This is a genomic window from Brachybacterium horti (assembly GCF_054777615.1).
This window is the reverse complement of sequence record NZ_BAAHAM010000004.1, coordinates 120,814-146,452: the sequence shown is the minus strand read 5'-3', so window position 1 is coordinate 146,452 and position 25,639 is coordinate 120,814. Positions and strand designations below refer to the sequence as shown.

Below are 25,639 nucleotides of genomic sequence, written 5' to 3'. Positions count from 1 at the left end.
CGTCCGGCCATGCGCATCTCCCCTGGGCAGGGCCTCAACGCGACCGCCATCGACTTCGAGACGGCGAACTCGTTTCACGCATCCGCTTGCGCGGTGGGGCTGGCGAAGATCCGCGATGGAAGCATCGTTGAGACCGCCTCGTGGCTGATCGCGCCCCCTGAAGGTCTGGACCATTTCGCGCCTCGGAACGTGGCCATCCACGGCATCACCGCGAAGGAGGTACACGGTGCTCCTTCCTGGGCGAAGGTTCTCCCCGAAGTGCTGAGCTTCGCCGGCGGTGATCCGTTCGTCGCGCACAATGCGTCCTTCGATCGCTCGGTGTTCCGGAAGGCGAGCGCCGCGTTCGACCTCGAGGTCCCGGACACGGTCTGGTATGACACGTTGCCGATCGCTCGTCGACTGTTGACGCTCGGTTCGTACTCCTTGCCTTTCGTCGCCAACGCACTGGGGCTCGAAGACTTCACCCATCACGAGGCGGAGGCTGACGCGGTCCAAGCGGCCCGAATCCTCCTCACCCTCGCCGGCCGGTCGGGGGTCGACTCGATCGCGGAACTCGCTAACCCATTGGGCATCCATTCGGTCCCGACGAGGCCGGGATCGCTCTCACGTCCTGTCGGCGACGGTTCACGGGCTGCTGGGGACTTCTCCTCGCTGGCGGCGACGGACGTGCTGGCGGGGGAGAGCGTCGTCTTCACTGGCACCCTGTCTCTTCACACCCGTGCCGAGGCCCATGCACTGGTTGAGCACTACGGTGGCACCTGGCAGAAGAGCGTGACAAAGGCGACCACCATCTTGGTCAGCGGAGATCTCGACCCTCGCACCTTCAGGCCCGGCGCCGAGTTCAGCCGCAAGCTGCAGAAGGCGATGGACCTCGCCGAGAAGGGGCAGCCGCTCGAGATCCTGACCGAACAGGATCTGATCGACCGGCTCGACATCGGCCAAGAAGCGCTGGAAGCGGCGACGCGTGAGCAGCGTGCCGTGGGCAGGACGGGGTGGTTGCCCCTGCATGTCGTCGATCAAGCCAGGGCGCTCACAGGTGAAGATCTCAATTACTCCACGTGGCTCCGTCAGGCACTGCGTCACCCGGCCGGACACCCGGGCGCCGGCGACAAGTGTCTGCGCTGCGAGGGGACGATCGGCCCGGACGTCTACTGGATGTTCCGGGAACGGTGGATGTGTTCGCCGGAGTGCAACGACGGGCTGAAGCGTGCTGCGAAGAAGGCATGGTCGGATCAAGGGATCGATCGACCTTCGGCACCGAGCTATGCCGCGAGCTAGGCGCGATGAGACGTCGGAAGCCCTGACGTCGTCGTCCTGAACACCGATGAGCCCGAGGGTGTCCGTTCACCGTCGCGCGAGCGCCCGCATCGTCGCCCCGGAGACCTCGGCGAGCTCGCGCCACAGGCCGTAGGCCTCGTCGTATCGAGGGACCAGACCCGGATCCGGGTCGATGGTATCCCCGCGGCGCACCAGCGCGAGCGGCTCCGACCAGTCCTCGAAGACGCCGGCCCCCTGGCCCGCCGCGAAGGCCGCGCCGAGCGAGGCCCCGGGATGGTCCACCACCGTGTCGAGCGGAGTGCCCAGCACGGAGGCATGGATCTGCTTCCACAGCAGCGAGGTCGCGCCGCCGTTGGTGACGGTGGCGTGCTCGAGCCGTACGCCCCGCTCCCGCAGCACCTCCGCGTTGTGGCGGAAGCCGAAGGCGATGCCCTCGAGCGCCGCCCGGTAGAGGTCCACCGCGTCATGGCCCAGGTGCATGCCGGCGAAGATGCCGCGCAAATCAGGGTCGTTGATCGGTGTCTTCTCGCCCAGGAAGTACGGGAGGCACAGCACCTCGGCGGCGGTGCGACGTGAAGCCTCCTCGTCCATCTGTGCGAGGCCCTCGATGCGGAGCGTGGATTGCACCCATCGGACGAGGCTCCCGCTGGTCGCCATGCACCCGTTGGGCAGCCACAGCCCGGGCAGCGGGTGCTCGTCGAGGAAGAAGCGCGCATCGGCCACGGGCTCCTGGGAGACGGCGAGGATGTCCCCGGCGCCGCCCAGCTTCACCAGCCAGTCGCCGAGGTCGCCGAGGCCTGCGCTGTACGCGGAGAGCACGTGGTCGGCGCCGCCCACGACCAGCGGCGTCCCGACGGCGATGCCGGTGCGACCCGCCGCCGCGGCATCGAGCTCGCCGACGATCGTCCCCGAGCTCCGCACCGGCACGAGGCGCTCCGAGAGCCCGGGCACCGCCTCGGTGACCGTGGCGTGCTCCTCGCCCCGGACGGTGAACAGACCGGACTCGAGCGCCCAGTTCCCCTCCACGTGCACGGCGGCGCCGAGATGCGTGAGCAGCCAGTCGTAGGAGCCAAGGATCGCCGCGGAGCGCCTCCACGCCTCCGGCTCGCGCCGGGAGAGCCACAGCGCCTTCGGCGCGACGGACTGCTGGCTGAGCACCGAACCGGTCGCGGCGAGCAGCGCCTCCTGGTCGATCCCCGCCGCGAGCTCGCGCACCTCGGCATGGGCCCGGGCGTCGTTCTGCAGGATCGCCGGCCGCAAGGGAGAACCTTCGGCGTCGACGAGGAGCACTGCCGGCACCATTCCGGTGGTCGCGATGCCGGCGATGGATCGGCTCCCGGCGGCCCCGGCGAGCTCGGACAGCGCGGAGTCGACGTTCTCGGCCCACTGACGCGGATCCGCCTCCGCCCAGCCCGGCTGCGGGGAAATCAGTCGATTGCTGCGATTCGTCTGCGCGATCATGCCGCGCTCCGGGTCCACCAGGATCGCCTTCACCCCGGTGGTGCCGATGTCGATTCCGATCAGCAGGCCGGGTGCCTCCGCACGCATCGATCAGCCCTTGGCGGCGTCGACGAAGCGACGGGCACGATCGGCGTCCACCGGGTTCCAGGTGCCGCCGTCCACCTTCAGCGACGAGCCCACGATGCAGCCGTCCGCCACGGTGAGCATCTCCGCGATCGTCTCCGCACGAGCACCCGTGTTCAGCAGCACCGGGATCTCCTCCGGCACCACCTCGCGCACCTCGCGCAACACCGCCGGATCCGGTCCCGCCCCCGCCATCGGCCCCGAGACGAGGATGCCGTCAGGCAAGGAGGAGACGACGGTCGAACGCGCGATCTGCGCGAAGCTGCGTGTGCCGATCGGGGAGGCGAATTCGGGGGAGATGTTCATGAGGATCGCCGTGTCACCGGCGTCCAGCCGCCGTCGCTCCCGCAGCGTCTCGGCCGCGTCGGTGTTCCACAGGCCCATGTCGGACTCCCACACCCCGGTGACGACCTCCCGCAGGAAGCTCGCCCCGGTCGCGACGGCGGTCGCGAGCGCGATCCGCGGGTCCCACAGGTAGTCCACCCCGAACGGGATCGACGTGGGCCGGCACTCGGTGACGACGCGCGCCATCACCGCGGAGGCCTCCGGGCCGGCGTGCAGCTGGTACGGGCGGTCGTTCTCGTTGCAGAACATCACCGCGTCGAACCCGGCGTCCACCAGCAGGTCCACGTCCTTCTGGACGTGCTCGACGAGCGCGTCCACGCCGCCGGCAGCGTCGTAGAGCGGGGTGCCGGGCAGCGCCGGCACGTGCGCCATGGCGATGAGGGGCTTGTCGACCGTGGGGAAGACGGCGCGGAAGAGGGAGGTCATGTGTGCTCCTGAGTTCGGTGAGGGAGAGGGAGATGGGTACGGCGTCAGTGCGTGGTGCCGGGGACGGTGACGACCTCGGTCCCGGCGGACTGCGCTTCCAGGACCACCACGTGATCGCTCGGCGCGTCGGTGACGAGGACGTCGACCGCGGAGAGTGGGGCGATGGTGACGAGATGGACGCGGCCGAGCTTCGCGGAGTCCGCGCCGACGATCACGCGGCGCGCCCCCTCGACGGCGGCCCGCTTCACCGCAGCCTCCTCTGGGTGGTACTCGGTGAGTCCGCGGCGCGGGTCCACGCCGGCGACTCCCGCCACATAGGTGTCGCAGTTGTACCGGGAGACGAGCTTCTCGGCATCGGGCCCGATGAGGCTCAGCTCCTCCGGACGCACCACGCCTCCGGCGAGGACCACGGTGGTGCCGGGCTCGTCGGCCAGGATCGTGGCGACCTTGATGGAGGGCGTCACGACTGTCAGCCCCAGACCGCGGCCGCGCACGGCCTCGGCGACCGAGGCGACGGTCGAGCCGCTGTCGAGCAGGACCACCTCGCCGGGGGCCAGCATCGAGGCGATGGCGGCACCGATGTCCCGCTTCGTGCCTGCGGCGCGGATCTCCCGCGCCCCGTAGGACGGCTCGAACGCCGCTCCGCCGGTCACCGCGATCGCCCCGCCGGTGACCCTGCGGACCACGCCCGCCTGCTCCAGCGCCTCGATGTCGCGCCGGATGGTCATGGCGCTGACCTGCAGCTCCTCGGCCAGTGTCGCGAACTGCACCTCGCCGTCACGGATCACCCGCTCCTCGATAGCGCTGCGCCGATCACTCACGTCCATGTGAGCCTCCTTCTGCCGCGGCCATCCTGGCCGTGAGAGTGTCGAAATCTCTCTGTTGCTGGGCGCGGGCGGCCTCGGCATCGACCGTGAGCAGCTCGCCGCCGCGCATCAGCCACCGGCCGGCGACCATCGAGTCGGTGACCGACGCCCCGCTCGCACCGTAGACCAGTGCCGACTCGAGGCTCTGTGCACCCACGGGCCCCCGGGGCAGCTGCGCGAGCGGGAGCGCGATGAGGTCCGCGACGCCGCCGGGGGCGAGGGTGCCGTCCGCCGGGCCGCCGCCGAGGGCGCAATGCCCGCCGGTGGTCGCGATCGCGAGGATCTCCCGCGGGGTCACCTGGTTCGGGACGCGGGAGGTGAACGCGGCGAGCTTCCCGAGCGTGCGCATCTCCTCGAAGAGATCGGCGTTCGTGTTGTTGCAGGGGTTGTCGGTGCCGAGGGCGACGTTCACCCCGGCGTCGAGGGCGGCGCGCACCGGCGCGGCGGGCACCCCGGACTGCATCGCGACCGACGGCACCACGGCCATGGCCGCGCGAGTCCCCGCGAGGAGCGGCAGCTCCGCGGGATCCACCGTCGTGCAGTGGGCGAGGATCGTGGGGACCTCGAGCATGCCCATGGCGATGAGCTGCCGGATCGACGTGGTGCCGTGGTGCTCGGCGCAGTAGGCGTCCTCCTCGCCGGAGGTGGAGTAGTGGACGTGGAGGCCCACCCCGAGCCGGGCGGCGGTGTCCCGGGCGGCGATCATCGCCTCCGGCTGGTTGTCCACGAAGTAGGCGTGGGGTCCCAGCCAGCCGCGGACCACCTCGGATTCGCCCTGCATCGATTCCGCGAACCGCGTGGCGGCGGAGAGCTCGCGGGCTCGGGCGTCGTCGTCGCCGAGCTCGACGATGCCCCAGGCGAGGGCCGCCCGCAGGCCGGAGGCGATCACAGCGGGGGCGATCCGGTCCGCGAAGAAGTACTGGTCCGCAAAGGTGGTGATCCCGTGCCGGATGAAGTCGGCGCAGCTCACGGACGTGGAGGCGGGGACCAGCTCCTCGGTCAGGTGCGCCTCCGCCCGGCGCAGCACCGCGAGGAAGCCCTCCATGGTCAGCAGCGAGTGCCCTTCGCCGATCCCGCGCATCAGCGACATCGGCGTGTGGGCGTGGGCGTTGACGAGCCCCGGCATGACCACGACTGCACCGAGGTCCACGACGTCGGGTCCGGCCGGCCGGGCCCCGTGGAGCGGCCCGGCACCGGCGATCCTGCCGTCCTCGATCTCGACGACGCCCGGGGTGTGAACGTCCCCGGTCCCCGTCCAGACGACGTCCGCGACCACGAGCCGCGTTCCCTCCAGCCCGCTCATGCGGCCTCCTCCCCGGCGGCCATCAGCCGTCCGATCCGTTCCCTGTCGATCTGGTCGTGCGCGAAAGGGCCGATGAGCCGGCCCTGGTACATGACGGCGATGCGATGCGAGAGGGCGAGCACCTCGTCGAGCTCGGTCGAGACGAGGAGGACCCCCACCCCTGCCTCGCACGCCTGCAGCAGCGTCCGGTGCACGAACTCGATCGAGCCGACGTCCAGCCCGCGCGTCGGCTGGTTGGCCAGCACCACCGCCGGATCGCCGGCGAGCTCCCGGCCGATCACGATCTTCTGCAGGTTCCCTCCGGAGAGCGTGCGGACCGCGCGGGTGGGGGCGGAGCCGCGCACCTCGTAGTCCTCGATGAGCCGGCGGGCGAAGGCACGCCGCTCGCGCCGTCGGACGACTCCCCGCCGGGCGAACCGGGAGGAGCGGAAAGCCGTCGCCGCCGCGTTCTCCTCGAGGCTCGCCTGCAGGTTCAGACCCACGGCCATGCGGTCCGCCGCGATGTGGGCGAGCCCTGCCCGACGGATCGCGGCGGGGGTGGCGCCGGTGATGTCGCGCCCCTGGAGGTGTACAGTGCCCGCCTCGACCGGGGTGAGCCCGGCGATGGCCTCGATGAGCTCGTCCTGCCCGTTGCCGCTCACGCCGGCGATCCCGAGCACCTCGCCCTTCCGCAGCGAGAGGCTCGCCTCGCCCGTCCCGCCATGCCCCGGAAGGCGGACGCCCTCGAGGTCGAGCACCGTGCCCTGCGGCGAGGCGTCGGAGCTCATGCGTGGCTGCTCCACCTCCCGACCCACCATGAGGCGGGCGAGCTCCGCCTGGTCGGCCTCTCCGCGCTGGAGCGTCGTGACGATCTCGCCGCGGCGCATGACGATGATCCGATCGGCGATCGCCTGCACCTCCGGGAGCTTGTGCGAGATGAACAGGATGCTCCGCCCGGTGGCGGCGAGGTCGTGGATCAGGACGAGCAGCTCCTCCGCCTCGGGTGGCGTGAGCACCGCCGTCGGCTCGTCGAAGATGAGGGTGCGGGCCTCCGCGGCGAGGGCTTTGAGGATCTCCACCCGCTGCTGGGCGCCGATCGGCAGGTCTCCGGCACGGCGGGAGACGTCGATCGACAGCCCGCTGCGGGCCGCGAGCGTACCCACGAACGCGCGGGCGGCGCGGTCGTCGTAGAGCCCGCGCCCCACCGGCTCGCGCCCCAGCAGGACGTTCTGCGCCACGGTGAAGCTCGGCACCAGCTCGAAGTGCTGGTGGACCATGCCCAGCCCGGCCGCGATCGCATCCTGAGGGTTGGTGATCGTGCGGGGGGAGCCGTCCACGAGGATCTCGCCCGCGTCCGGCTCGTGGATCCCGAACAGCAGGTTCATCAGAGTGCTCTTCCCGGTGCCGTTCTCCCCGATGATCGCGACGATCTCTCCGGGCTGCACCGCGAACGAGACGTCGGCGACGGCGAGCACGCCCGTGGAGGCGAAGTACTTCCGCAGGCCGCGGAGCTCGAGCCGGGGAGTGTCCGGGGGCGGCGCGTCGACGGGGGTCCGTGCTGATCGCATGATCAGCCGGCCAGACCGAGGTCGGAGCAGGCCGCCGAGGAGGGGTCGTTGAGCGCGTCGCAGACCTCCAGGTCGCCGTCGAGGATCTTCTTCCTGAGGGCGTCGACGTCCTTCTCGGTCTCCGGCAGCTTCGCCGTCATCGCCTCGGGGCCGTCGTCCGCGAAGACGGTGGAGCCGTCGTCCCAGGAGAGCCCGCTGACGCCGTCGGCCATCCCCGCTGCGACGAACCCGGATTTGAACTCGTCCTTCTTCGCGGACTCGATGAGGTTGAAGGTCGAGGTGTCGACCCGCTTCATCACCGAGGTGATGACCGTGCCCGGGGCGTCGGCATCCTGGTCCGAGTCGACGCCGATCGCGTAGGCGCCCTGCTGCTTGGCCGCCGTGAGAACTCCCTGCCCGGAGAGGCCGGCGACGCCGTAGATGATGTCGGCGCCTCCCTGGTACAGGGAGAGTGCAGCCTCCTGGCCGACGGCCGGGTCGGAGAACTCCCCGTTGAGGTAGCTCGGGGTGACGGTGCACTCGGGGCAGGCCTCCAGGACGCCCTGCTTGAAGCCGTAGTAGAACTGGTTCAGCCCGGGGTTGTCGATGCCGAGCACCGCCCCGACCTTGTGGGTCTCGGTCATCGACCCGGCGATGTATCCGCCGAGGAAGCTCGCCTCGTGCATGTCGATGGAGAAGGCCTGCACATTGTCCGGGAGATCCTCGGTGAGGATGTCGCTCGGGACGCCGAACAGCTGATCTGGGTTCTCCGTGGCGACGGCGAGCAGCGAGTCCGGGTCCAGGCCCGGGGCCAAGATGATGTCCGGGTGCGTCGCCACGGTCGAGCGCAGCACGCTCTCCTGCTGGGAGACGGACTCCGCCTCGACGACGCGGCCGGTGACGCCGAGCTCCTTCTCCGCCCGCTTCGTGCCGGCGATCGCGGAGTCGATGAAGCCGCCGTCGCCGGCGGCACCGGGGGTGACGAGGGCATAGGTGAAGGAGTCGTCCGAGGACCCTGAGGCCTCCTGGCTCCCTCCGCAGCCGGCGAGGGAGAGCATGGCGACGAGTGCGAGGGCGCCGGTGGCGCGGGCGAGGCGGGGACGGGACATGGCTTTCCTCCGGTGGTGCGGTTCGGGCGACGGGGTGGTGGGCGAGACGGTCGGGGTCAGGGCGGGCCGGTGCGGGTGGTCGCTGCCGAGGCGGGCTCGACCTCGGTGGTCGACACGGCCTCGTCGACGGGGACGGGCGCCCGGCGCCTGCTCAGAGGGATCCGTGAGCTGCTCCTCCACAGCTGGAGGAACCGGCCGCGCGAGCGGGCGCGCAGACCCACCAGCACGAGGGCCACGAAGGCCGCGCCCTGGGGGAGGAACTGGGTCAGGCTCGCGGGCACGTCGAACTGCTGGAGCCGGATGCTCGCGGCGCTCGCCAGGCCGAACACGCCTGCGGCGGGGATCAGGAGGCCGGGTCGGTTCAGGGCGAGGAGCGCCGCGGTGATGCCGATCCAGCCGCGATCGGCGCTCATGTTCCGGGTGAACATCCCGAGATCGCCGACGGAGAGGAACGACCCGCCGAGGCCGGCGATGGCGCCGGCGACGATGAGCGCGAGCACTTGGGTACGGGCCACGGGCAGACCGGAGCTCGCCGCCGCCCCCGGGGCCTCGCCCACGGCGAGCAGGTGCCGACCGGCCCGCGTGCGGAACCAGAGGGCGAGCAGCCCCACGAGGAGGAACGCGGCGTAGACGAGGACGTTCCAGCGGTTCAGGAGGTGCCCGACGAACGGGAGATCGCCGAGCAGCGGGACGGTGATCGGGGTGAGCGTGGAGACGTCGGGCTTGTAGGTGCCCACACCGCCGAGGAACGAGCGCATGAGGAACACCGTGAGCTGCAGGACGAGGATGTTCAGGCCGATCGCGAGGACCACCAGGTCGACCTCGAAGCGGTGGGCGAGCGCCATGATCGCGCCGATCAGCGCCCCGGAGAGACTCGCCGCGAGCACCCCTGCGAGAGGGCTGCCAGTCCACGCGGCGACGAGGATCCCGGTGAACGAGCCGAGCAGAACCTTCGACTCGATCGCGAGGTTGAGGATCCCGGCGCGGGCCGAGATCAGCGAGGCGATCGCGGCGAAGAGGATCGGGGTGGTCATGCGGATCCCCGAGTTGAGGAAGTCGGCGACGACGTTCATCAGGCGTGCACCTCCGCCTGCTCGGTGGAGGGGCGGGTCCCGGCGTCGAGACGCCGGTTCGTGCGTCGCCGCTCGCGAGCCCGTTCGATGCGCTTCTGCAGGGGAGCCTGGATCGCGACGAGCACGATCATCAGGGCGAGGACGGTCGACCCGATCTCACGCGGGACCCCGAGCATGATCTGCAGGCCGTTCACCGCGCCCACCGTGATGCCGGCGTACAGGATGCCGACGACGCCGGCGCCGATCGCCGTGGTGCCGCCGAGGATCGCGGCGGTCAGGCCGGTGAGCCCGGTGCCGTCGCTGAAGCCCTCGATCACGCGGTAGTTCGCACCGAGCACCTGCACGCCCCCGCCGAGCCCGGCGAGCGCCCCGCCGATCAGACCGGCGCGAAGGACGGCCGACGTGGCTGACATCCCTGCGTACCGGGCGAAGGCGGTGGCCTCGCCACTCATCCGCTGCTCGTAGCCGAACGTCGTGCGGGACAGGTAGAACCACACGCCGATGCAGGCGATCACCGCGAGGACGAAGGCGAGGCCGAATTTGGTGGAGGGGTCGAAGACGGGAAGCTTGGCGGTGTCCGCGATCGTCCTCGTGTAACCCACCGTCGAGGCTTCGGCGCGAAGCGGGTAGTTCACCAGGTAGTTGAGCAGCAGGCCCGCCATCGTGTTGAGGATGATCGAGATGATCAGCTCGTTCACGCCGAGGAACAGCTTGAGGATCGCGGGCACCACGCCCCACGCGGCGCCCACGGCCGCGGCGGCGAGGAGGCAAAGTGCGGGGTGGATGCCCGTCGGCGCGGAGACCGCGGAGCCGACGACGGCGGCGGCCAGGCCGCCGAGCGCGTACTGGCCCTCCTGGCCGATGCTGAAGAGACCGCTGCGCAGGTTCACCACAGCGCCGAGGGCGCAGAACATGATCGGGGCGGCCAGGGCCAGGGTCCCGCCGAGATTGCAGTACCGCGGGTCGCAGGCGAATCCGGCCGTCGCGACTGTCGTCGCCGCGTCCCACGGGGAGACCCCGAGCGCCGAGACCAGGGCGCCGCCCACGATCAACGCCGCCAGAACCGCGCCGACGGGGAGCCCGCCGCGGAGCAACGTCCGCTCGACCCGTTCCTGCATCGCTCGTCCTCTCGTCACGCTCGACGGCCGGGGATCCGGCCGTACGTCGAGCTTGGAGGACGGGTGTTACAGAGTCACACTCATGATGTTTCAGATCTGTTACTAGTTCACAGGATTGAGAAGGGCGACAGCTTGCGGATGATGCCTTCTGCCGTGCATCGGATGATCAGGGACTGATGCGCGGGTAGGTGTCACATGATCTGTGGCGCTGAGCAGCGTTGCAGGGAAGGACGTGGACCATGCCTGCTCCCTATCCCCAGGAGTTCCGTGACGACGTCGTGCGCGTCGCCAGGAACCGTGAACCTGGCCAGAAGCTCTCGGTGATTGCGAAGGACTTCGGGATCTCGGAGTCCTGCCTGACGAACTGGATGCGCCAGGCCGATGTCGAGGACGGTGCCCGTCCCGGCAAGACCCGTGAGGAGTCCTCCGAGCTGCGGGACCTCTGCCGCCGGAACCGACTGCTCGAGCAGGAGAACGAGGTCCTCCGCCGCGCGGCTGCGTATCTGTCGCAGGCGAACCTGCCGGGAAAATCCTCTACCCGCGCGTGAGCGAGCTCGCCGCTGACGGGATCCCCGTCGCGGTGTCCCTGCGGGTCCTGAAGCTCTCCCGCCAGTCCTACTATCGCTGGCGGAAACAGCAGGTCGCCCCGGCCGAGCGCGTGGTGGATGCTGTGCGAGAACGTGGCCTCGCCGACCGAACGCAACGCATCGCCCAAGATCTCGCGCGCACAGGACCCGTCCTCCGCTCCCGGACCGATGCCGAAGCTCTTGCTCCTGGGGAGCTCGCTACGCGTATCGCGTGCGGAGAGCATGGCGACGCGCGGGTCGCCGAGATCGTTGAGATCCTGATCGGCGGCTCCGAATATATGCCAGGCCCTGCTCTTGAAGCCTTCGCCAGGCGCGCGGTCGGATCGTCCTCGGTGAGTACTCGACATCTGATCGAGGCGGCGTTCGCGGAGGAGCCTCGGGGGTCGGACGTCATGGTTTACGTGCTGGGGATCGTCCCGTGGGAGCTGGCCAAAGGGGCTGAGTCGGCACGAGCGACGAGGATGTCGGAACAGATGGGTGACGGGACCGAGGTATCGCGCCGTGGTCCACCGTTATCGAATCGTTCTTTACGCCCGCCTGATCCCGGCTTGAGAGGTCTGCCCCATCTCGTACTGTTCGCCTGAACGCCGGTGAGGATGCCGGCACGGAGTGGACCGGCAGGTGACCGGCCAGATCGGAGCGTCAGACGTGGGCAATGTGAAGCGCGGAGCGATGCGGGCATGGGGAGCGATGCTCGCGATCACCGTGGTCGTCGGAGCGGGCTTGGCGGCGCAGGCCCCGGCCCTCGCCGAGGGCCGCGAGGTGGGCGGCTCGGGCTCGCAGTACTTCCTCAACGACTCGTGGTCCTCGAAGGCCAACCACGAGTTCAACTACGGCAAGACCGGCGACCGCGTCTACACCGGCGACTGGAATGGCGACGGCAAGGACTCCCTCGCCGTGCGCCGCGGGCAGACGTACTACTTCTCCAACTCGCTCGGCGGCAGCGCGAGCACCGTCGTCAACTACGGCAAGGCGAGCGACACCGTCCTCGTCGGCGACTGGAACGGCGACGGCAAGGACACGCTCGCCGTGCGACGCGGGCAGACCTACTACGTCACCAACAGCCTCTCCGGCGGCAAGGCCAGCAACGTCTTCAACTACGGCCGCGCCGGGGACACCGTGCTCGTGGGCGACTGGAACGGTGACGGTAAGGACACCCTCGCGGTGCGCCGCGGAAACGTCTACTACTTCTCCAACTCGCTCAGCGGCGGCAAGGCCAGCACTGTCATTTACTACGGCCGCTCCTCGGACAAGGTGCTCGTGGGCGACTGGAACGCCGACCGCAAGGACACGCTCGCCGTGCGCCGCGGCAACGTCTACTACATCTCCAACAAGCTCAGCTCCGGCGCCGCCTCAATCGTGCAGGCCTACGGCCGCACCTCGGACACGACCCTCGTGGGCGACTGGAACGGCGACCGCAAGGACACGCTCGGCGTGCGGCGCCAGGTCGTCGCGGCGGCGCCGACGGTCGCTCAGCAGCAGGCGATCGCGATGGCGCGAGACTACCTCGACACGATGGCGTTCTCGCGCGAGGGCCTTATCGGGCAGCTTGAGTGGGAAGGGTTCTCCACGTCGAACGCGGAGTACGCCGTGACCTACCTCGAGAACAAGGGTGAAGTGCGGTGGCGGGATGAGGCTGTCAGGATGGCCAAGGAGTACCTGGAGGCGATGCCGTTCTCCCGTTCCGGGCTGATCGATCAGCTCGAGTGGGAGGGCTTCTCCACTTCACACGCCACCTACGCGGCGGACAAGGTCGGCCTCTGACCTGTCTCGCTGGAGAACTCGGGGGAGGCGGCCGGCTCGACGCCGGCCGCCTCCGTCGTCCCCGCTCGGCGCCGATCGGCGGACCGGAAGTCATCCGCCAGGGATCTGCTGGTCAGCCCGCAGATCGCCGTTACCGAACCGTGCCCTTCAATCGCCCATTCCGGACTCGCCAGGCCCACCCCTTCTCTTACGCTTCGCCTGAAAAGCCGGCAGTGGGGCCGGTGAAGAGCGGGCCGACACATAGCGGCCAGATCGGAGTGTCAGCAGTGGGCACAGTGAAGCGCGGAGTGGTGCGGGCGTGGGGTGCGCTGCTCGCCACGGCAGCGGTGGTCGGCACGGGTATGGCGGTGCAGGCGCCGGCGCTCGCGGACGGCCGCGAGGTGGGCGGCTCGGGCTCGGCGTACTTCCTCAACGACTCGTGGTCGGCAAAGGCGAACCACGAGTTCAGCTACGGCAAGGCGAGTGATCGCGTCTACGCGGGCGACTGGAACGGCGACGGCAAGGACTCCCTCGCCGTGCGCCGCGGGCAGACCTACTACTTCTCCAACTCCCTCGGCGGCAGCGCCTCGACCGTCCTGAACTACGGCAAGGCCACCGACACGGTGCTCGTCGGCGACTGGAACGGCGACGGGAAGGACACGCTCGCAGTGCGCCGCGGGCAGACGTACTACTTCACCAACAGCCTCTCCGGCGGCAAGGCCACCACCGTCCTCAACTACGGCAAGGCCACCGACACGGTGCTCGTCGGCGACTGGAACGGCGACGGGAAGGACACGCTCGCGGTGCGCCGCGGGCAGACGTACTACTTCTCCAACTCGCTCACCGGCGGCAAGGCCAGCTCCGTCATCAACTACGGCAAGGCGAGCGACAAGGTCCTCGTGGGTGACTGGAACGCCGACGCCAAGGACACCCTCGCCGTGCGCCGCGGCAACGTCTACTACATCTCCAACCGCCTCAGCGGCGGCGCCGCCGCGATCGTCCAGGCCTACGGCCGCGCCACCGACACCACCCTCGTCGGCGACTGGAACGGCGACCGCAAGGACACGCTCGGCGTGCGTCGCGCGGCCGTCGCCGGGCCCAACGCCTCGCAGCAGGCGGCCATCGACCTCGCGCGGGAGCTCCTCGACGAGATGGCCTACTCCGAGATCTACCTGATCGACGACCTCCTCTACGACGGCGTGAGCGAGGCCGACGCCGAGTACGCCATCTCCTACCTCGAGAAGCGCGGGGAACTGGACTGGAACGAGCAGGCCCTCGAGGCCGCACGCGACTACCTGAGCTACAGCGGCCTGTCGCGCGACGGCCTGCTCGAGACCCTCGCGGACGAGGACGAGTTCACCGACGCCCAGGCCGAGTACGCCGTCGGCTATCTCGAAGATCATGGTGAGGTCGACTGGCCTCGACAGGCTGTGCGGGCCGCCCACGAGCTGCTCAGCTACGACCCCGCCGTCTCGCGCGCGGATCTCGTCCAGCAGCTCGAGTGGGCCGGGTTCTCGACCGAGCATGCGAACTACGCGGCGGATCAGGCAGGTCTCTGACCCGCTGGCCGCAGACGTGACAGCGAGGGGCGGTCGACGCGCAGCCGGCCGCCCCTCGCTGCTGCGGATGGTTTGTCCCCTCTGTCCGTTACAGTCTGCTCGGACGCGCCGGTCCCGGCGTGCAGAACTGCAGGAGAGAGAAGGATTTGTTGATGGACGCGTCGGTCGCATCGATCACGTCATGGAACTTCGTCGCGGAGTGCCCGATCCCGGAGGACGTCACCGCGCTGCTCGTGCCCGGGGAACAGGCCGTGGCGGCCTACAAGACCTTCCGCGACTCGGCGATCTTCACCACGCAGCGACTGATCGTCCGCGATGCCCAGGGGATCCGCGGAAAGAAGGTCGAGATCTACTCCCTCCCGTACTCGGCGATCAACATGTGGTCCTCGGAGAACGCCGGGACGCTGGACATGAGCGCCGAGATCGAGCTGTGGACCCGTGCTGGGAAGATCAAGATCTCCGTGGGCAAGCAGATCGACGTCCGCCGGCTCGACCATCTCATCGCGAACGCGGTCCTGCGTTCAGCATGAGGCACTCCTCGGCCCGCCGCATCTGGGGCGGGCCGAGGCCTCGACGTGGTGCAATCGCGAGGAACCACGGCGGACGAGAATGATGATCGCGAGCACAGACGGATGCCCCGGGGATCCCGGTGCAGGAAGAGGAGATCTGATGGGCGTCACCTGGGGGATCCACAACGACCGGATTCCGGCCGCGGAGCTCGTCGCCGGCGGGTTCGTCTCCATCGCGTGGGAGGAGGTCGGGGACCTGCGCGAGATCGGTGATGACCAGACGGCGCTCAAGGACGTGCTCGCACGGACGCACCCCGAAGCGAAGCCGGGAGCCCTCCCGGTGTGGGCGGGGGTGCTGCGCAGGTTCGCGTTCGAGATGGCCGAGGGCGACCTCGTCATCGCGCCCAGCAAGCAGGCGCCGGTCATCAACATCGGACGAGTCGCGGGCCCGTACACCTACCTGGCAGATGCCCCGGCGCACCGTCACCGCAGGCCCGTCGAATGGCTGCTTCGCGATGTGCCCCGCACCGTGTTCTCGCAGGGTGCGCTGTACGAGGTCGGATCCGCCATGACGCTCTTCCAGGTCGCGAACCATGCTCACGAGTTTCAGGACGCCGTGGAATTCGGGGTTCCCGATGCAGCACCGGACGCCAGCGCCAACGCTTCGACAGTCACCGAGCTCGTCCGCTACGGCCTGCTGCAGAGAACGGTGCTCGAGGTGCTCAGGGATCGGGGCGTCACGCGCCGACGCGAGATCCTCGAGGAAGTGCCGAAGCGGATCCAGTTCACCGGTGCCGAGCTGAAGACGACGGGCAACGGCCGGAGTCGGTATGAGAACGCCATCGTGTGGGGATCCGTCGACATGGTCGCGGCGGAGTGGCTCGAGAAGCTGCCCGACGGCTGGAGCCTGACGGACACGGGGCGGCAGGTCCTCGAGGAGACGCCGAGCACCGTGGACCTCTCGGAGCGCTCCCGAGCTGCTTACCAGCAGGCTCGTGCCGCCAAACGTGCCCGCACGGGGCGATTCACCACTGACCGGTATCCCTTGATCGACGAAGCCGTGAAGTTGATCGGCGAGGGGGAGTGGGTCACTTACAGCGATATCGCCACGGTCACCGGATCGAACCCCTCCGCCGTCGGCGAGTACGTCCACCAGGAGGCACTGGGGCTGGAGGGCCACCATCGTGTCGTGCCCGCCGGCCGCGCGCCGAACCGCGACGACCTGCGCGAGGCGCTCGAGGTCGAGGGCGTGCGGTTCGATGACCATGGTCTCCCCGATCCTCGGAAGCAGGTCCGGCTCGAGGATCTGCGTGAGGAGATGGACCAGAGGGGACTCCTCCCCACGGTGCCGCGCCGGGCATGGATGGTGCGCGGCAGCAGCGGGAGCGGTCGCGACCTCGTGTCGGGGTGGCTGGAGAGCGGCACGATCACCCTGGCCGCTACCAGCCTCCGAGCAGTGGCGCCCGGTATCGGCCGGGACCAGTTGAAGCAGTTCGTGGATGAGGACTATGCGCACGCCTCCTACGACCTCCGTGGGGAGAAGGTCGATGACTTCCACGCCTTCCTCACTCGCATGCAGGAGGGCCACCTGGTCGTGGCCGTCGACAGCAACCGGCTCTACATCGGCACGCTCACCGAACGCGTGGAGCAGCACCCGGCGGCCGCCGGCGGTGCGGTCCTGACCCGGGGTGTCTCCTGGGCGGACGCCGACGGCGTCGATCTCGGTGACATCCCTTCCGGGCTCCGTACCCGGCTCAAGATCCAGCGGGACGTCGTCGATCTGACGCAGCAGCTCGAGACCCTCGAAGCGCTCCTCGACGCCGAGGAGTCACAGCGCCCGGCCCCTGAGGTCACGCAGCTCGAGCTGCCGGACGCCACGCCGGAACTCGCACGCGCGCTGCACGTCCCGCAGGACTGGCTCCAGGAATGCATCGACCTGCTCTCGGACAGGCCGCAACTGATCTTCTACGGGCCGCCCGGCACGGGGAAGACCTACCTCGCGCAGGCCATCGGCAAGCATCTCGCCGGAGACAACGTGCGTCTCGTGCAGTTCCACCCGGCGTACTCCTACGAAGACTTCTTCGAGGGGTATCGGCCGCAGCCCGACGGCGGATTCGCCCTCAAGCCGGGACCGCTGCGCAAGATCGTCTCCCAGGCCAAGGAGAACCCGAACGATCCGTACGTGCTGATCATCGACGAGATCAATCGCGGCAACCTCGCGAAGGTGTTCGGGGAGCTCTACTTCCTCCTCGAGTACCGCACGGAGAACGTCGAGCTGCTCTACGCCGACGAGGAGTTCAACCTGCCGGAGAACGTCTTCATCATCGGAACGATGAACACGGCCGATCGCTCCATCGCACTCGTGGACGCTGCGATGAGGCGACGCTTCTCCTTCCTGCCCCTGCACCCGTCCGAAACGCCGACCAGCGGGATCCTCCGCTCCTGGCTCGCCGCGACGGGCAGGCCCGGGCGCGTCGCAGACCTCCTCGACGAGCTGAACCGCAGGATCGAGGACCCCGACTTCAAGATCGGACCGTCCTACGTCATGCGGGATGCCGTCCACCGGGACGGCGGCCTCGAGAGGGCATGGCGGACCTCGATCCTGCCCCTGCTCGAGGAGCACCATTTCGGAGAGCTCGACGCCGCGTCCGTCGCTGCCCGCTACGGGCTCCCCGCAGTCGCCGGTGCGGTGGACGCGGTGGCGGAGCCGGTCGATGCGTCGCCTGGAACTGACTGAGGGCGCCCCCGCGCACGGCATCGAGCTCACGGAGGCCGAAGCGCGGGCGGTCGCCCTCTCCGAGATCGCCGAGCTGAACCGCGCCCCGGGAGAGTCCGGGTGGCAGATCGTTCCCGGCCGGAAGATCGGTGTCGTCCAGGTGGACGACCTCCAGATCAGCGTCATCCCGAAGATCCCCGTGGAGCGTCTGATCTTCCTCATGGGTTACGCGACTGCTCCGGCCTACTGGCGTGAGCACTCGGTCCAGCTCGACCCCGAGGAAAGCCTCCCCGAGGCGCTCGCGCATGCGTTCGTCTGCCTCGCGCAGAGGGCGACCGATCAAGGCCTGCTCCAGGGCTACAGGACCGTGGACGACTCCGTGCCGGTGCTTCGAGGACGCATCCGTGTCGCTGATCAGATCGGTCGGCGCTACGGCGCCGGGCTGCCGCTCGAGGTCACCTATGACGACTTCACCGTCGACGTCGCCGAGAACCAGATCCTCCTCGCCGCCGCTACAAAGCTCCTTCGCATCCCCGGTCTGGACGCTCGCCGTCGACCGCCGCTCCAGCGCCTCCGGCTCCAGCTCGCAGGAGTTGCCGAACTGCGCCGCGGGGAGGTGCTCCCTCGCTGGACCCCCTCGCGGTTGAACTCGCGGTATGTCCCGGCGCTCCGTCTCGCCGAACGCATCCTCGCCGGGGGCTCCTTCGAGCAGCGGCGAGGAGAGCTGCACGTGAGCGGCTTCGTCCTCGACATGTGGAAGATCTACGAGGACTTCGTCGGCGTCGCCCTCCGTGAAGCACTGGCCCCGCAAGGGTCCGCCTCACTGCAACATCGGATGCACCTCGACGTCGCCCGGCAGGTCGACCTCCGGCCCGACTTCCTCTGGACCTCGCACGAGGGACAGCAGGTCGTCGTCGACGCCAAGTACAAGTCCGAGAAGCCCGCCGGCTACCCCCAGGCCGATCTCTACCAGCTCCTCGCGTACTGCACGGTGCTGGGCCTGCGCGAAGGCCACCTTGTCTACGCCAAGGGCAATGAGGTCGAGGTCGTGCACGAGATCCGGGGAGCGGACGTCGCGATCCACTGCCACACGCTGGACCTGGACCAGCCGCCGCACGCCCTCCTCGACCAGATCGCGTGGCTCGCCGCGCGCCTCGAGGGCTGACTGGCCGACGCCGGCATTGGCCGGTGAAGAGCCCTCCGCTTCTCTGACCTACCCGGTCATGACTCCGCGGCCACGGCCAGCACAGCGTCCCGCAGCCGCGGGTCTTCAGGGGAAAGTCCGGCCAGAATCTCTGCCAGGCTCACGTCGGTCTGGGTGATCAACGTGAGGCCCGAACCATCAACGGGCGCTCGGGTGATGAAGAGCTTGGAGAAGTCGGGCAGGTCGACAGGGTCGGGCACCATCTCCTGCTCTGCGACGACCGTCGGCCCGAATGCCAGGTTGATCGTCGAGTAGGGATCGGCCCGCTGAAGCTCGACGCACCATTCCCACTTCCCCACGAAACGTGTGACGACACGCTCCACCGGGCCCTCGCCGATTCGGGCGTTGACCTGTTCCATGAGCACCGCGCGCGCGTAACTGCGCAAGGCCCCCTTCACATCGGCGAGGAGCTTCCGACTGTCCTCGAGCTGGCGGCGCGCGTGCTCGGCGACGAGGTCCGCGAACTCCTGTGAGGCGAGGTCTCGAGGGCGGTGGCCGTAGCGGGCGGATTCGCCCGTCTCGCACATCGTCGTGAGGAAAGCGATCGTGTCCTCGGTGTTCACTGCAGCCGGTCCCTCCACGAAGTGCTCGAGCATCTGCCGGATGAAGAAGTCTTGGTCGGGGTGCCCTCTGCGCCAGGCCGGCGTCCGGTCGACGTGCGCCTGCAGATCGCTCAGAACCTCGCCGTAGGTGAGCACGACGGCGTTCTCTCAGCCGTCGCGCAGGAGCTGCGTCTCGCGGCGTTGGCACAGCAGCACCACGGCCGCCGGCCGTTCGCCGCTCATCCCGAGGGCGAGGTATCGGGCGAAGGAGTGACCGTGCCCGTCGGAGGTCCCGAAGTTCTCGATCACGACAGCGCCGTCCGGTCGGGAGAGGACGACGTCGGCGATGTCGTCGCCGAGCGGGGACGGCAGCCCGTCGTCTCCCGGAGTCGCGACCTCCTGTGCCACTCGGTACCCGCTCGCCGGCAGGAGCCGCTCCGAGTTCAGCCCCGCGTTGACGTGTTCGAGCACGATCTTCTGGAAGGTGTCCCCGAGCTCATGACTTGCGTCAGGTTCCAGGAGCCAGGCGAAGACGTTGGAGAGCTGCTTCTCGTGCGTGCCGTGGTGCATCACCCGGAACACGTTGAACTGCTCGGCGAGGCTCCGCGACATCGAGGGCAGCAGCTTCCGGACGATGTCGCTCACGGTGTCGGGGCCGGCGGTCATGAGGCGATGTTAAGCGGGGCAAGAGATACGGCGCTGTCGTGCCGGTCCAACACGTAGACGCCCTTGAGCCCGTCCCCGTGGCCGGGGCTCGCGCCGAACCGGAAGTGGGGGGCCGCTGGAAGGGGCCGTCCTTCAACACATGAACCCATGCCGTCCCAGGGGCCGCAGGGACGTACACAGGCGTCCACAATCCGATGACGGCGACGAGGACCGCTCAGTAGGGTGGGGTGCATGAGCAAAGCACCCTCGATGTGTGGCCGGGCCCGCAGGCAGCTTCACCGCACCGCGCTCACCCTCGGCATCATCTTCGTCGTCGTCGCCGCCATCCTCTGCGCCCTGCCGCTCATCTTCGCGAACACCGCCAGCGGAGCGCTCACCGGCCTGGGAATGGTTGTCTTCGCGACCTCATGGCTGTGGATCATCGGCCTGGTGCTGCTGATCGTCGGCGTGCTCGGTGAGCTCAAGGCAGGCCGCATCAACCGCGACGACTGGGCGACGGCAGTCTCGCTCGCGGCCCATGCGGATCAGCTGCTCGCCCAGCCGCGCGCCAGCGCGTACTCCTCCGGGGCCGTGATCGAGCTCGACCCGCGACGCGTGCTCGAGGTGGAGCGCCACTTCGACGAGAAGACCGCGGGCGAGGCGCGGGGCACGCTCATGCACCAGTTCAGCATGTTCGGCCAGTCGTTCGGCATCGGCTACGCCGCCGGCAACCGCACCTCCATCGGCGCGGCCGTGCACTCCGGGGCGATCCGCGGGATGTCCGACGTCCACCTCTCGCTGGACTCGACGACCCGGCACGACCTCATGGGCGACGCCCTGTTCGCGCTCTTCGAGACCGTGGACCGGGACGGCTCCGCCGACACCCTCCGCGTCACCGCGCTGTCCAACGGCGCCGTGCACGAGTGGATCCATGCGCTCGTGACCCAGACGGCCCAGCGCTTCGACATGGACACGCACTCCGGGGTGACGATCCAGTCCTACGCGGGGCCTCTCGCCTCCCACTTCGGTCCGGCCGACGTCTCCTACCTCTCTGACCGGCTCCACCTCGCCCTCGCGCAGGACAAGCGCGGGGAGCAGACGCCGAGCATCCAGGTCGACGGGGTGCCCTCCGGCCGAGGCGCGATCGTCGCGACCAGCGCGCGGATCGGCGGGGCCGACGACCTGCGGATCTTCCCCACGGCCTTCCCGGCCATGTGGGGTCAGAGCGTGGGCGGGGCGCTCGCCGCCGCCGTCCCGCCCAAGGAGATCGCCGGCTGAGTCAGTCGATCGGGCGGTGTCTCTGCGGAGGCGCCGCCCTCACGCCCGGTACCGTCCCGGCCGGTGGTTCAGCGCGAGCACCACGTTGAGCACCACGCCGCCCAGGGCGGAGAGCAGCACGCGAGGCACGTCGAGGACCAGCAGCGAGAGCAGGATGACGGCGACGTCGAGGGCCATCTGCACGTATCCGGCGCGCAGCCCGGCCCGCTCCTGCAGGATCAGCGCGAGGATGTTGAAGCCGCCGAGGCTCGCACCGTGCCGGAAGATGATCAGCAGCCCCACGCCCACCAGCAGGTTCCCGCCGATCACCGCGTAGAGCAGCGGCACCTGCTCGAGCGGCAGGAAGCGCGGGTGGATGAGGCTGAACACGGAGATCAGCCCCACGCAGATCACCGTCTTCACCGTGAACACCCCGCCCTTCTTCCACAGCGCGAGCACGAAGAACGGCAGGTTCACCAGCGCGAACAGCACCGAGAACGGCGTGGACAGCGCATGCGTGAGCAGCAGCGCGAGGCCCGCGGTGCCGCCCGTGACCGCGCCCGCGGTCTGCAGCAGGTACAGGCCCAGCGAGGCGAGGAAGGTGCCGGTGAGCACGCCGAGCACGTCCTCGGTGGGGCGGTGCGGGATGACGGCGTCGATCGGCGGGGTGGCGGCGGAGGAGTCGACGGGCGCGGAGTCCGCCGACGGGTGGGACGCAGAGGGCATGCCAGCACTTTACGAGTCGAAGCGTTTCCGGGTAATGCGAAGCAACGGATGGATCAGATCGTGACCTCAGTCCAGGATGCACAAGTCAGAGGCCTACAGCATCCTCGCCGACGAGGCGGCACAGGCGAGTGGGCGTGCTCATGCGATGGTCAAATTTTCCGGAAGGAGGAATTGCGACTGCCTGCCACTGGTTAGCAGGTTCGCTTACGAGCATTATTCGACGGTGAGGACTTCGAAGATTGCAAGATTGAATGATTTCTTTGTTCGCTGTTTCGGCGAGAATGCATCCTGACATGAGGCGACTCTCACCTCGATTCTCATCTCAGCAGTGCTATCGTCGGCAGCGGTCGCCGTGCAGGTGTTAAACCATTCCCTGATTCCGCCCTGTGAAACCTGTTCGCCGCCCTCTTTCCGAAGGATCAAAAAATTGCTGACCTTTTCCACTCCCTGGCCTCGCCATAGGGGGGTGTTGAATTCGTGCAGCTTCGTGGCGTCGTCGCGAACCTTCTTTGAAGAGAATGCCCCAAACTCGATACGCGACTCTTCGGCCTTATTTCCGTTGAAGAGGGCCACATCGATTGATTTGGGTCGACCTCGAGCCCCTGTGTTCATCGGGCGCTCCCAAAGTGCCTCAGATCCGTGGAGAGCGAAGCTTTGCGCCCCGAGTTGGAGGAAGGCGTCGACAACCTCAGTTTCGTACTGGAACTTTTTTGCCTTCTTCCGCAGGTCTGCGGGAGTTATGTTAGGGGTATCATTTTTGCGCAGAGATTCGGACATGACCCTGTCTTGCGCCCAGCGATTCACGTTTGTAAGTTCCAGGGCCGCTTCCGTGAGCATGAGCAACTCGTCGAGGTTCTCTCGCGCAACATCTGTCGGGCGCCCGCCGCCTTGCCGAAACCTGACTAGCCTCATTGTCATTCTCCTGCCGGGGTGCTTTAGATGGACATCTATTAGAGGTCGCCAATTCCGACATGAAGCTCATGGCAAAGAAGGGTAATGTGGCGCACCCAAAGCATCTCTTACAAAAGTCGTGTTGCATCCTTTCGGCGGTACTGCAGGGTCAGAGTAGATCTGTCGACGCAGGAGCGCAAGGGTTCGGCCCTCGGTGGCCGGCTCGGCGGATCACGCTCGGCTCGGAGGTAGTGGTCATGGAGTCCTCAGGGGCGCGGCGAGGCGCAAGTCCGGCCTGTGGAGCATATTTGGGACGCCCTTGGCGGCCGGTGATCGCCGTAGGCCTTGCTGTGCGAGTTTGCAGATGTTGAGAAGTTCGTGCAAGAACGGCCCTCTCGCAGACGCTTGAATGGATCATTGCGAAACGGTGAGTCCAACTTGAATGCTGAATAAAAGCAGTAATCTCGTGCCGTGAAAGCTGTATGGATGTCTAGGCCTTGGGTGTCGAGCAATTCGCCTGCGATCTTTGCCGACTGTGTCTAACTCGCCTTTTCGCGGAGGGGGGTCCGAGAGGGCATTTCTCTCGATCTTTGACGCGCAGGCGCACCGCGTCCTGGGGCGGATCGAGCACGGGCTGCGCCCACAGCTCGACCACGACGGGCACCGCGCGCGGGCTGCCGCTCGCCCACGAGCCCAGCTCGTCCAGGCTCAATGGAAAGGAGGCCTCCGTGCCGCCGGGCGGCACCTCCACCCGCGTCGCCGCGACGATGGTGCGGGTGCGCGGCAGCACCCCCGCTTCGTGTCGCCACCCGTACAGGACGACGGGCACCGACACGGTCCTGGGCCCGTCGCTGTCCACGCCGACGGTCACGAGCCTGCGTACCTCCTTCAGCGCCGAGCCCGGGCCCGGGCCGTTCCCGCCCGAGGCCGTGCGGACACTGCATCCGGCGCCGTGGGGACTGGACGGGTCCCCGCTCCCTTTGACGCCTCGCATCCGCTGGTGAGCCGAGCCGTCAGCGAGTGACGGCACCTGCCTTCTGCGCTGAGATGGCCTGGCTGGTGCGGAACTCCTCGGCATCGACATCGGTGCGGAACTCGAGGACGGAGACCCGCTGCTTGGTCAGGGCATCGAGCACCTCGGCCGGCGTGACCCGGAAGAACTCCTTCCGGGTATTCACCTGGTTTAGTCGAAGATCCGCGAAGGTCCGGTGCAGGCTCGCCTCGATCCCGACGGCGTCCTCGGAGAAGAACAAGGCATGCACGTCGAAGGTGAAAGGCACGGACGCATCCCCCAGCTCCTTGACGCGATCCATCGGGTCCAGCCGACGCGTCATCCCGATCTTCACGACGCCCTCCCCGAAGGCACCGATGTTGGAGATGACGTAGACGTATCCGGCCCGGATGTTCGCCGCGCGGTAGTTCGCCTGCGCGATCTCGTCATCGATCGTCGAGAGCCGGGCCTGGAGCTCGTCGGCACCGGCGTCGTCCCCGGCATCTCGGAGTCGGCGGATCGAGTTGAGGTAGTGCGATCGCTCCTTCTCCAGGCGTTCCTTCTCGGCACGCAGCTCCTGCTCGGCCTTCCGCTGCTCTCGCAGCTCCTCCCTGCGCTCCCGCTCGAGCGCCTTCTCCGCGGCAACCGCCTCGTGGTGACGTGCGGCGAGTTCGATCTCTCTCAGCCGGAGGGAGTGATAGTTCCTGACGACGGCGAGGTCGATCATCGTGCCCTGCTTCTCGATCTGCTCCTTGGCACGCTCGAGTCGCTTCTGCGCGGGGCCGAGGTTTCCCGTCTTCACGGTCTTGACGGCGTTCTCCGCCTCGGCGTTGTAGGCGCGCAGCATGATGCGGCGCATCTGGTTCACGAAGGTCTTCCCCTTCGCGGCGGAGTTGTTGAAGGTGAAGTTGGAGGTCGCGTGGATCGCACGGTCGTACCTGTTGCTGTCCTTGATCGCTGCCCGCAGGTCCGCCAGCTCGGAGGCGAGCGCGGCGGACGATTCGGCCACGTGCTCGTAGTCGAAGAGCCCTCGGGCCTCGAGCTCGATCTGGTCGCGAGCTCCGATGATGCTCTGCTCGACAGTCGTCAGCTCGTTCCGCGCCCGTGCGATCTGGTCCTGAACCGAGGCGAGCGCCCGCGACTCCTCGTGACGCTGCTCCTCGGCGTGACGGCGCTGGGCGGACTCGTTCGCGCGGAGCGATTCGACACGCGCGGCGATGTCCGCCGCCTCGAGTCCTCCGAAATCGCGTGCGAGATCCTCGAGCGCGGTCACACGCGCATGCAGCCTTTCGTTCTCCTCCTGCAGCTGGGCGGCGATCTTCTTGGCGGAGAAGACGGTGATCTTCGCAGTGCCGGCGGACGTTCGCTCTGTGGCGGCCGAGGACTCCTCGGCCCCAACCACCGGGACGGGCCGATGGTCCTTCGCACGCGTCTCGCTCGCTGCAGCGGAAGCGGTAGCGAGCTGCTCCTCCGCCGGCGCCACACGCATCAGCGGGTCGTCACTGCGGACTCCGCGGTCAAGGACGGCGTCGCGCCACTGGCCACCGTCCCACCACCGCAGTTCGTGACGACCGGCCGGGTCCGTGTACCACCCGGGTGCCGCTGCATTCATCTTCTGGATCCTCTTGTTCTCCACGAGCC

The 25,639-nt window shown here is 68.5% G+C and carries 23 protein-coding genes and 1 pseudogene; 9 read left to right on the top strand and 15 right to left on the bottom strand.

Annotation, left to right across the window (positions count from 1 at the left end; genetic code table 11):
* The first annotated feature begins 9 nt into the window (after window positions 1-9).
* On the top strand, window positions 10-1,278 hold the full coding sequence (locus tag ACYVAP_RS13550) for an exonuclease domain-containing protein (RefSeq protein WP_498861053.1): 1,269 nt from the start codon (window positions 10-12) through the stop codon (window positions 1,276-1,278).
* A gap of 66 nt (window positions 1,279-1,344) precedes the next feature.
* Here ACYVAP_RS13550 and ACYVAP_RS13545 read toward each other — a convergent pair whose 3' ends face one another.
* Genes ACYVAP_RS13545 through ACYVAP_RS13510 form a run of 8 tightly spaced genes read right to left on the bottom strand, consistent with a single transcriptional unit; the run spans window position 1,345 to window position 10,628 of the window.
* Window positions 1,345-2,826, bottom strand: coding sequence for an FGGY-family carbohydrate kinase (locus ACYVAP_RS13545; protein ID WP_498861052.1), 1,482 nt, complete (start codon window positions 2,824-2,826; stop codon window positions 1,345-1,347).
* Window positions 2,827-2,829: 3 nt separating this feature from the next.
* A complete protein-coding gene (locus tag ACYVAP_RS13540; RefSeq protein ID WP_137768982.1) occupies window positions 2,830-3,633 on the bottom strand; it encodes a BtpA/SgcQ family protein in 804 nt (267 codons plus the stop codon).
* A 44-nt stretch (window positions 3,634-3,677) separates the two neighbouring features.
* Window positions 3,678-4,460, bottom strand: coding sequence for a DeoR/GlpR family DNA-binding transcription regulator (locus tag ACYVAP_RS13535; RefSeq protein WP_498861051.1), 783 nt, complete (start codon window positions 4,458-4,460; stop codon window positions 3,678-3,680).
* Entirely contained in the window at window positions 4,447-5,802 is a 1,356-nt protein-coding gene (locus ACYVAP_RS13530) for an amidohydrolase family protein (protein WP_498861050.1), read from the bottom strand. The genes ACYVAP_RS13535 and ACYVAP_RS13530 overlap by 14 nt, the downstream gene beginning before the upstream one ends.
* On the bottom strand, window positions 5,799-7,349 hold the full coding sequence (locus ACYVAP_RS13525; RefSeq protein WP_343903525.1) for an ABC transporter ATP-binding protein: 1,551 nt from the start codon (window positions 7,347-7,349) through the stop codon (window positions 5,799-5,801). The genes ACYVAP_RS13530 and ACYVAP_RS13525 overlap by 4 nt, the downstream gene beginning before the upstream one ends.
* 2 nt (window positions 7,350-7,351) lie before the next feature.
* Entirely contained in the window at window positions 7,352-8,437 is a 1,086-nt protein-coding gene (locus tag ACYVAP_RS13520; protein ID WP_498861049.1) for a BMP family ABC transporter substrate-binding protein, read from the bottom strand.
* Between the two features lie 56 nt (window positions 8,438-8,493).
* Window positions 8,494-9,510 carry an ABC transporter permease gene (locus tag ACYVAP_RS13515; protein ID WP_137768977.1) on the bottom strand — a complete coding sequence of 339 codons (1,017 nt, stop codon included), beginning with the start codon at window positions 9,508-9,510 and terminating at the stop codon, window positions 8,494-8,496.
* The gene (locus ACYVAP_RS13510) at window positions 9,510-10,628 is read right to left on the bottom strand and encodes an ABC transporter permease (protein WP_498861048.1); all 1,119 of its coding nucleotides are present in this window, start codon (window positions 10,626-10,628) and stop codon (window positions 9,510-9,512) included. The genes ACYVAP_RS13515 and ACYVAP_RS13510 overlap by 1 nt, the downstream gene beginning before the upstream one ends.
* A gap of 239 nt (window positions 10,629-10,867) precedes the next feature.
* On the opposite strand from ACYVAP_RS13510, the gene ACYVAP_RS13505 reads away from it, so the two are divergent.
* From ACYVAP_RS13505 to ACYVAP_RS13475, 7 genes are all read left to right on the top strand, one after another.
* Window positions 10,868-11,176, top strand: coding sequence for a transposase (locus ACYVAP_RS13505; RefSeq protein WP_498861047.1), 309 nt, complete (start codon window positions 10,868-10,870; stop codon window positions 11,174-11,176).
* Window positions 11,173-11,799 (top strand): hypothetical protein, encoded by a 627-nt coding sequence (locus tag ACYVAP_RS13500; RefSeq protein ID WP_498861046.1) that lies wholly within the window; start codon window positions 11,173-11,175, stop codon window positions 11,797-11,799. Before ACYVAP_RS13505 ends, ACYVAP_RS13500 begins: the two co-directional genes overlap by 4 nt.
* A gap of 37 nt (window positions 11,800-11,836) precedes the next feature.
* Window positions 11,837-12,979, top strand: a complete 1,143-nt coding sequence (locus tag ACYVAP_RS13495) for an Ltp family lipoprotein (protein ID WP_498861045.1) — start codon at window positions 11,837-11,839, stop codon at window positions 12,977-12,979.
* A gap of 266 nt (window positions 12,980-13,245) precedes the next feature.
* Window positions 13,246-14,517, top strand: coding sequence for an Ltp family lipoprotein (locus ACYVAP_RS13490; RefSeq protein WP_498861044.1), 1,272 nt, complete (start codon window positions 13,246-13,248; stop codon window positions 14,515-14,517).
* Window positions 14,518-14,669: 152 nt separating this feature from the next.
* Window positions 14,670-15,047, top strand: coding sequence for a PH domain-containing protein (locus ACYVAP_RS13485; RefSeq protein WP_498861043.1), 378 nt, complete (start codon window positions 14,670-14,672; stop codon window positions 15,045-15,047).
* 139 nt (window positions 15,048-15,186) lie between these two features.
* On the top strand, window positions 15,187-17,763 hold the full coding sequence (locus tag ACYVAP_RS13480) for an AAA family ATPase (protein ID WP_498861042.1): 2,577 nt from the start codon (window positions 15,187-15,189) through the stop codon (window positions 17,761-17,763).
* On the top strand, window positions 17,741-18,907 hold the full coding sequence (locus tag ACYVAP_RS13475; protein ID WP_498861041.1) for an McrC family protein: 1,167 nt from the start codon (window positions 17,741-17,743) through the stop codon (window positions 18,905-18,907). The genes ACYVAP_RS13480 and ACYVAP_RS13475 overlap by 23 nt, the downstream gene beginning before the upstream one ends.
* A 56-nt stretch (window positions 18,908-18,963) precedes the next feature.
* On the opposite strand, the gene ACYVAP_RS13470 is transcribed toward ACYVAP_RS13475, so the two are convergent.
* Window positions 18,964-19,644, bottom strand: coding sequence for a hypothetical protein (locus ACYVAP_RS13470; protein WP_498861040.1), 681 nt, complete (start codon window positions 19,642-19,644; stop codon window positions 18,964-18,966).
* Window positions 19,645-19,656: 12 nt separating this feature from the next.
* Window positions 19,657-20,154: a PDDEXK-like family protein gene (locus tag ACYVAP_RS13465; RefSeq protein ID WP_498861039.1), complete on the bottom strand. Its 498-nt coding sequence runs from the start codon at window positions 20,152-20,154 to the stop codon at window positions 19,657-19,659.
* 231 nt (window positions 20,155-20,385) lie between these two features.
* Between ACYVAP_RS13465 and ACYVAP_RS13460 the strand changes: the two genes are divergently transcribed.
* Complete coding sequence (locus ACYVAP_RS13460; protein WP_498861038.1) at window positions 20,386-21,411, top strand: hypothetical protein; 1,026 nt, start codon at window positions 20,386-20,388, stop codon at window positions 21,409-21,411.
* Window positions 21,412-21,450: 39 nt separating this feature from the next.
* On the opposite strand, the gene ACYVAP_RS13455 is transcribed toward ACYVAP_RS13460, so the two are convergent.
* From ACYVAP_RS13455 to ACYVAP_RS13435, 5 genes and pseudogenes are all read right to left on the bottom strand, one after another.
* Window positions 21,451-22,116 carry a YitT family protein gene (locus ACYVAP_RS13455; RefSeq protein ID WP_498861037.1) on the bottom strand — a complete coding sequence of 222 codons (666 nt, stop codon included), beginning with the start codon at window positions 22,114-22,116 and terminating at the stop codon, window positions 21,451-21,453.
* A gap of 213 nt (window positions 22,117-22,329) precedes the next feature.
* Window positions 22,330-22,953: a hypothetical protein gene (locus ACYVAP_RS13450; RefSeq protein WP_498861036.1), complete on the bottom strand. Its 624-nt coding sequence runs from the start codon at window positions 22,951-22,953 to the stop codon at window positions 22,330-22,332.
* Window positions 22,954-23,497: 544 nt separating this feature from the next.
* Window positions 23,498-23,878 carry a hypothetical protein gene (locus tag ACYVAP_RS13445; protein WP_498861035.1) on the bottom strand — a complete coding sequence of 127 codons (381 nt, stop codon included), beginning with the start codon at window positions 23,876-23,878 and terminating at the stop codon, window positions 23,498-23,500.
* 142 nt (window positions 23,879-24,020) lie between these two features.
* Window positions 24,021-25,400: an SNIPE associated domain-containing protein gene (locus tag ACYVAP_RS13440; protein WP_498861388.1), complete on the bottom strand. Its 1,380-nt coding sequence runs from the start codon at window positions 25,398-25,400 to the stop codon at window positions 24,021-24,023.
* 129 nt (window positions 25,401-25,529) lie between these two features.
* Window positions 25,530-25,610: pseudogene (locus ACYVAP_RS13435) on the bottom strand (DUF2510 domain-containing protein); the annotation flags it as partial.
* Window positions 25,611-25,639 lie beyond the last annotated feature (29 nt).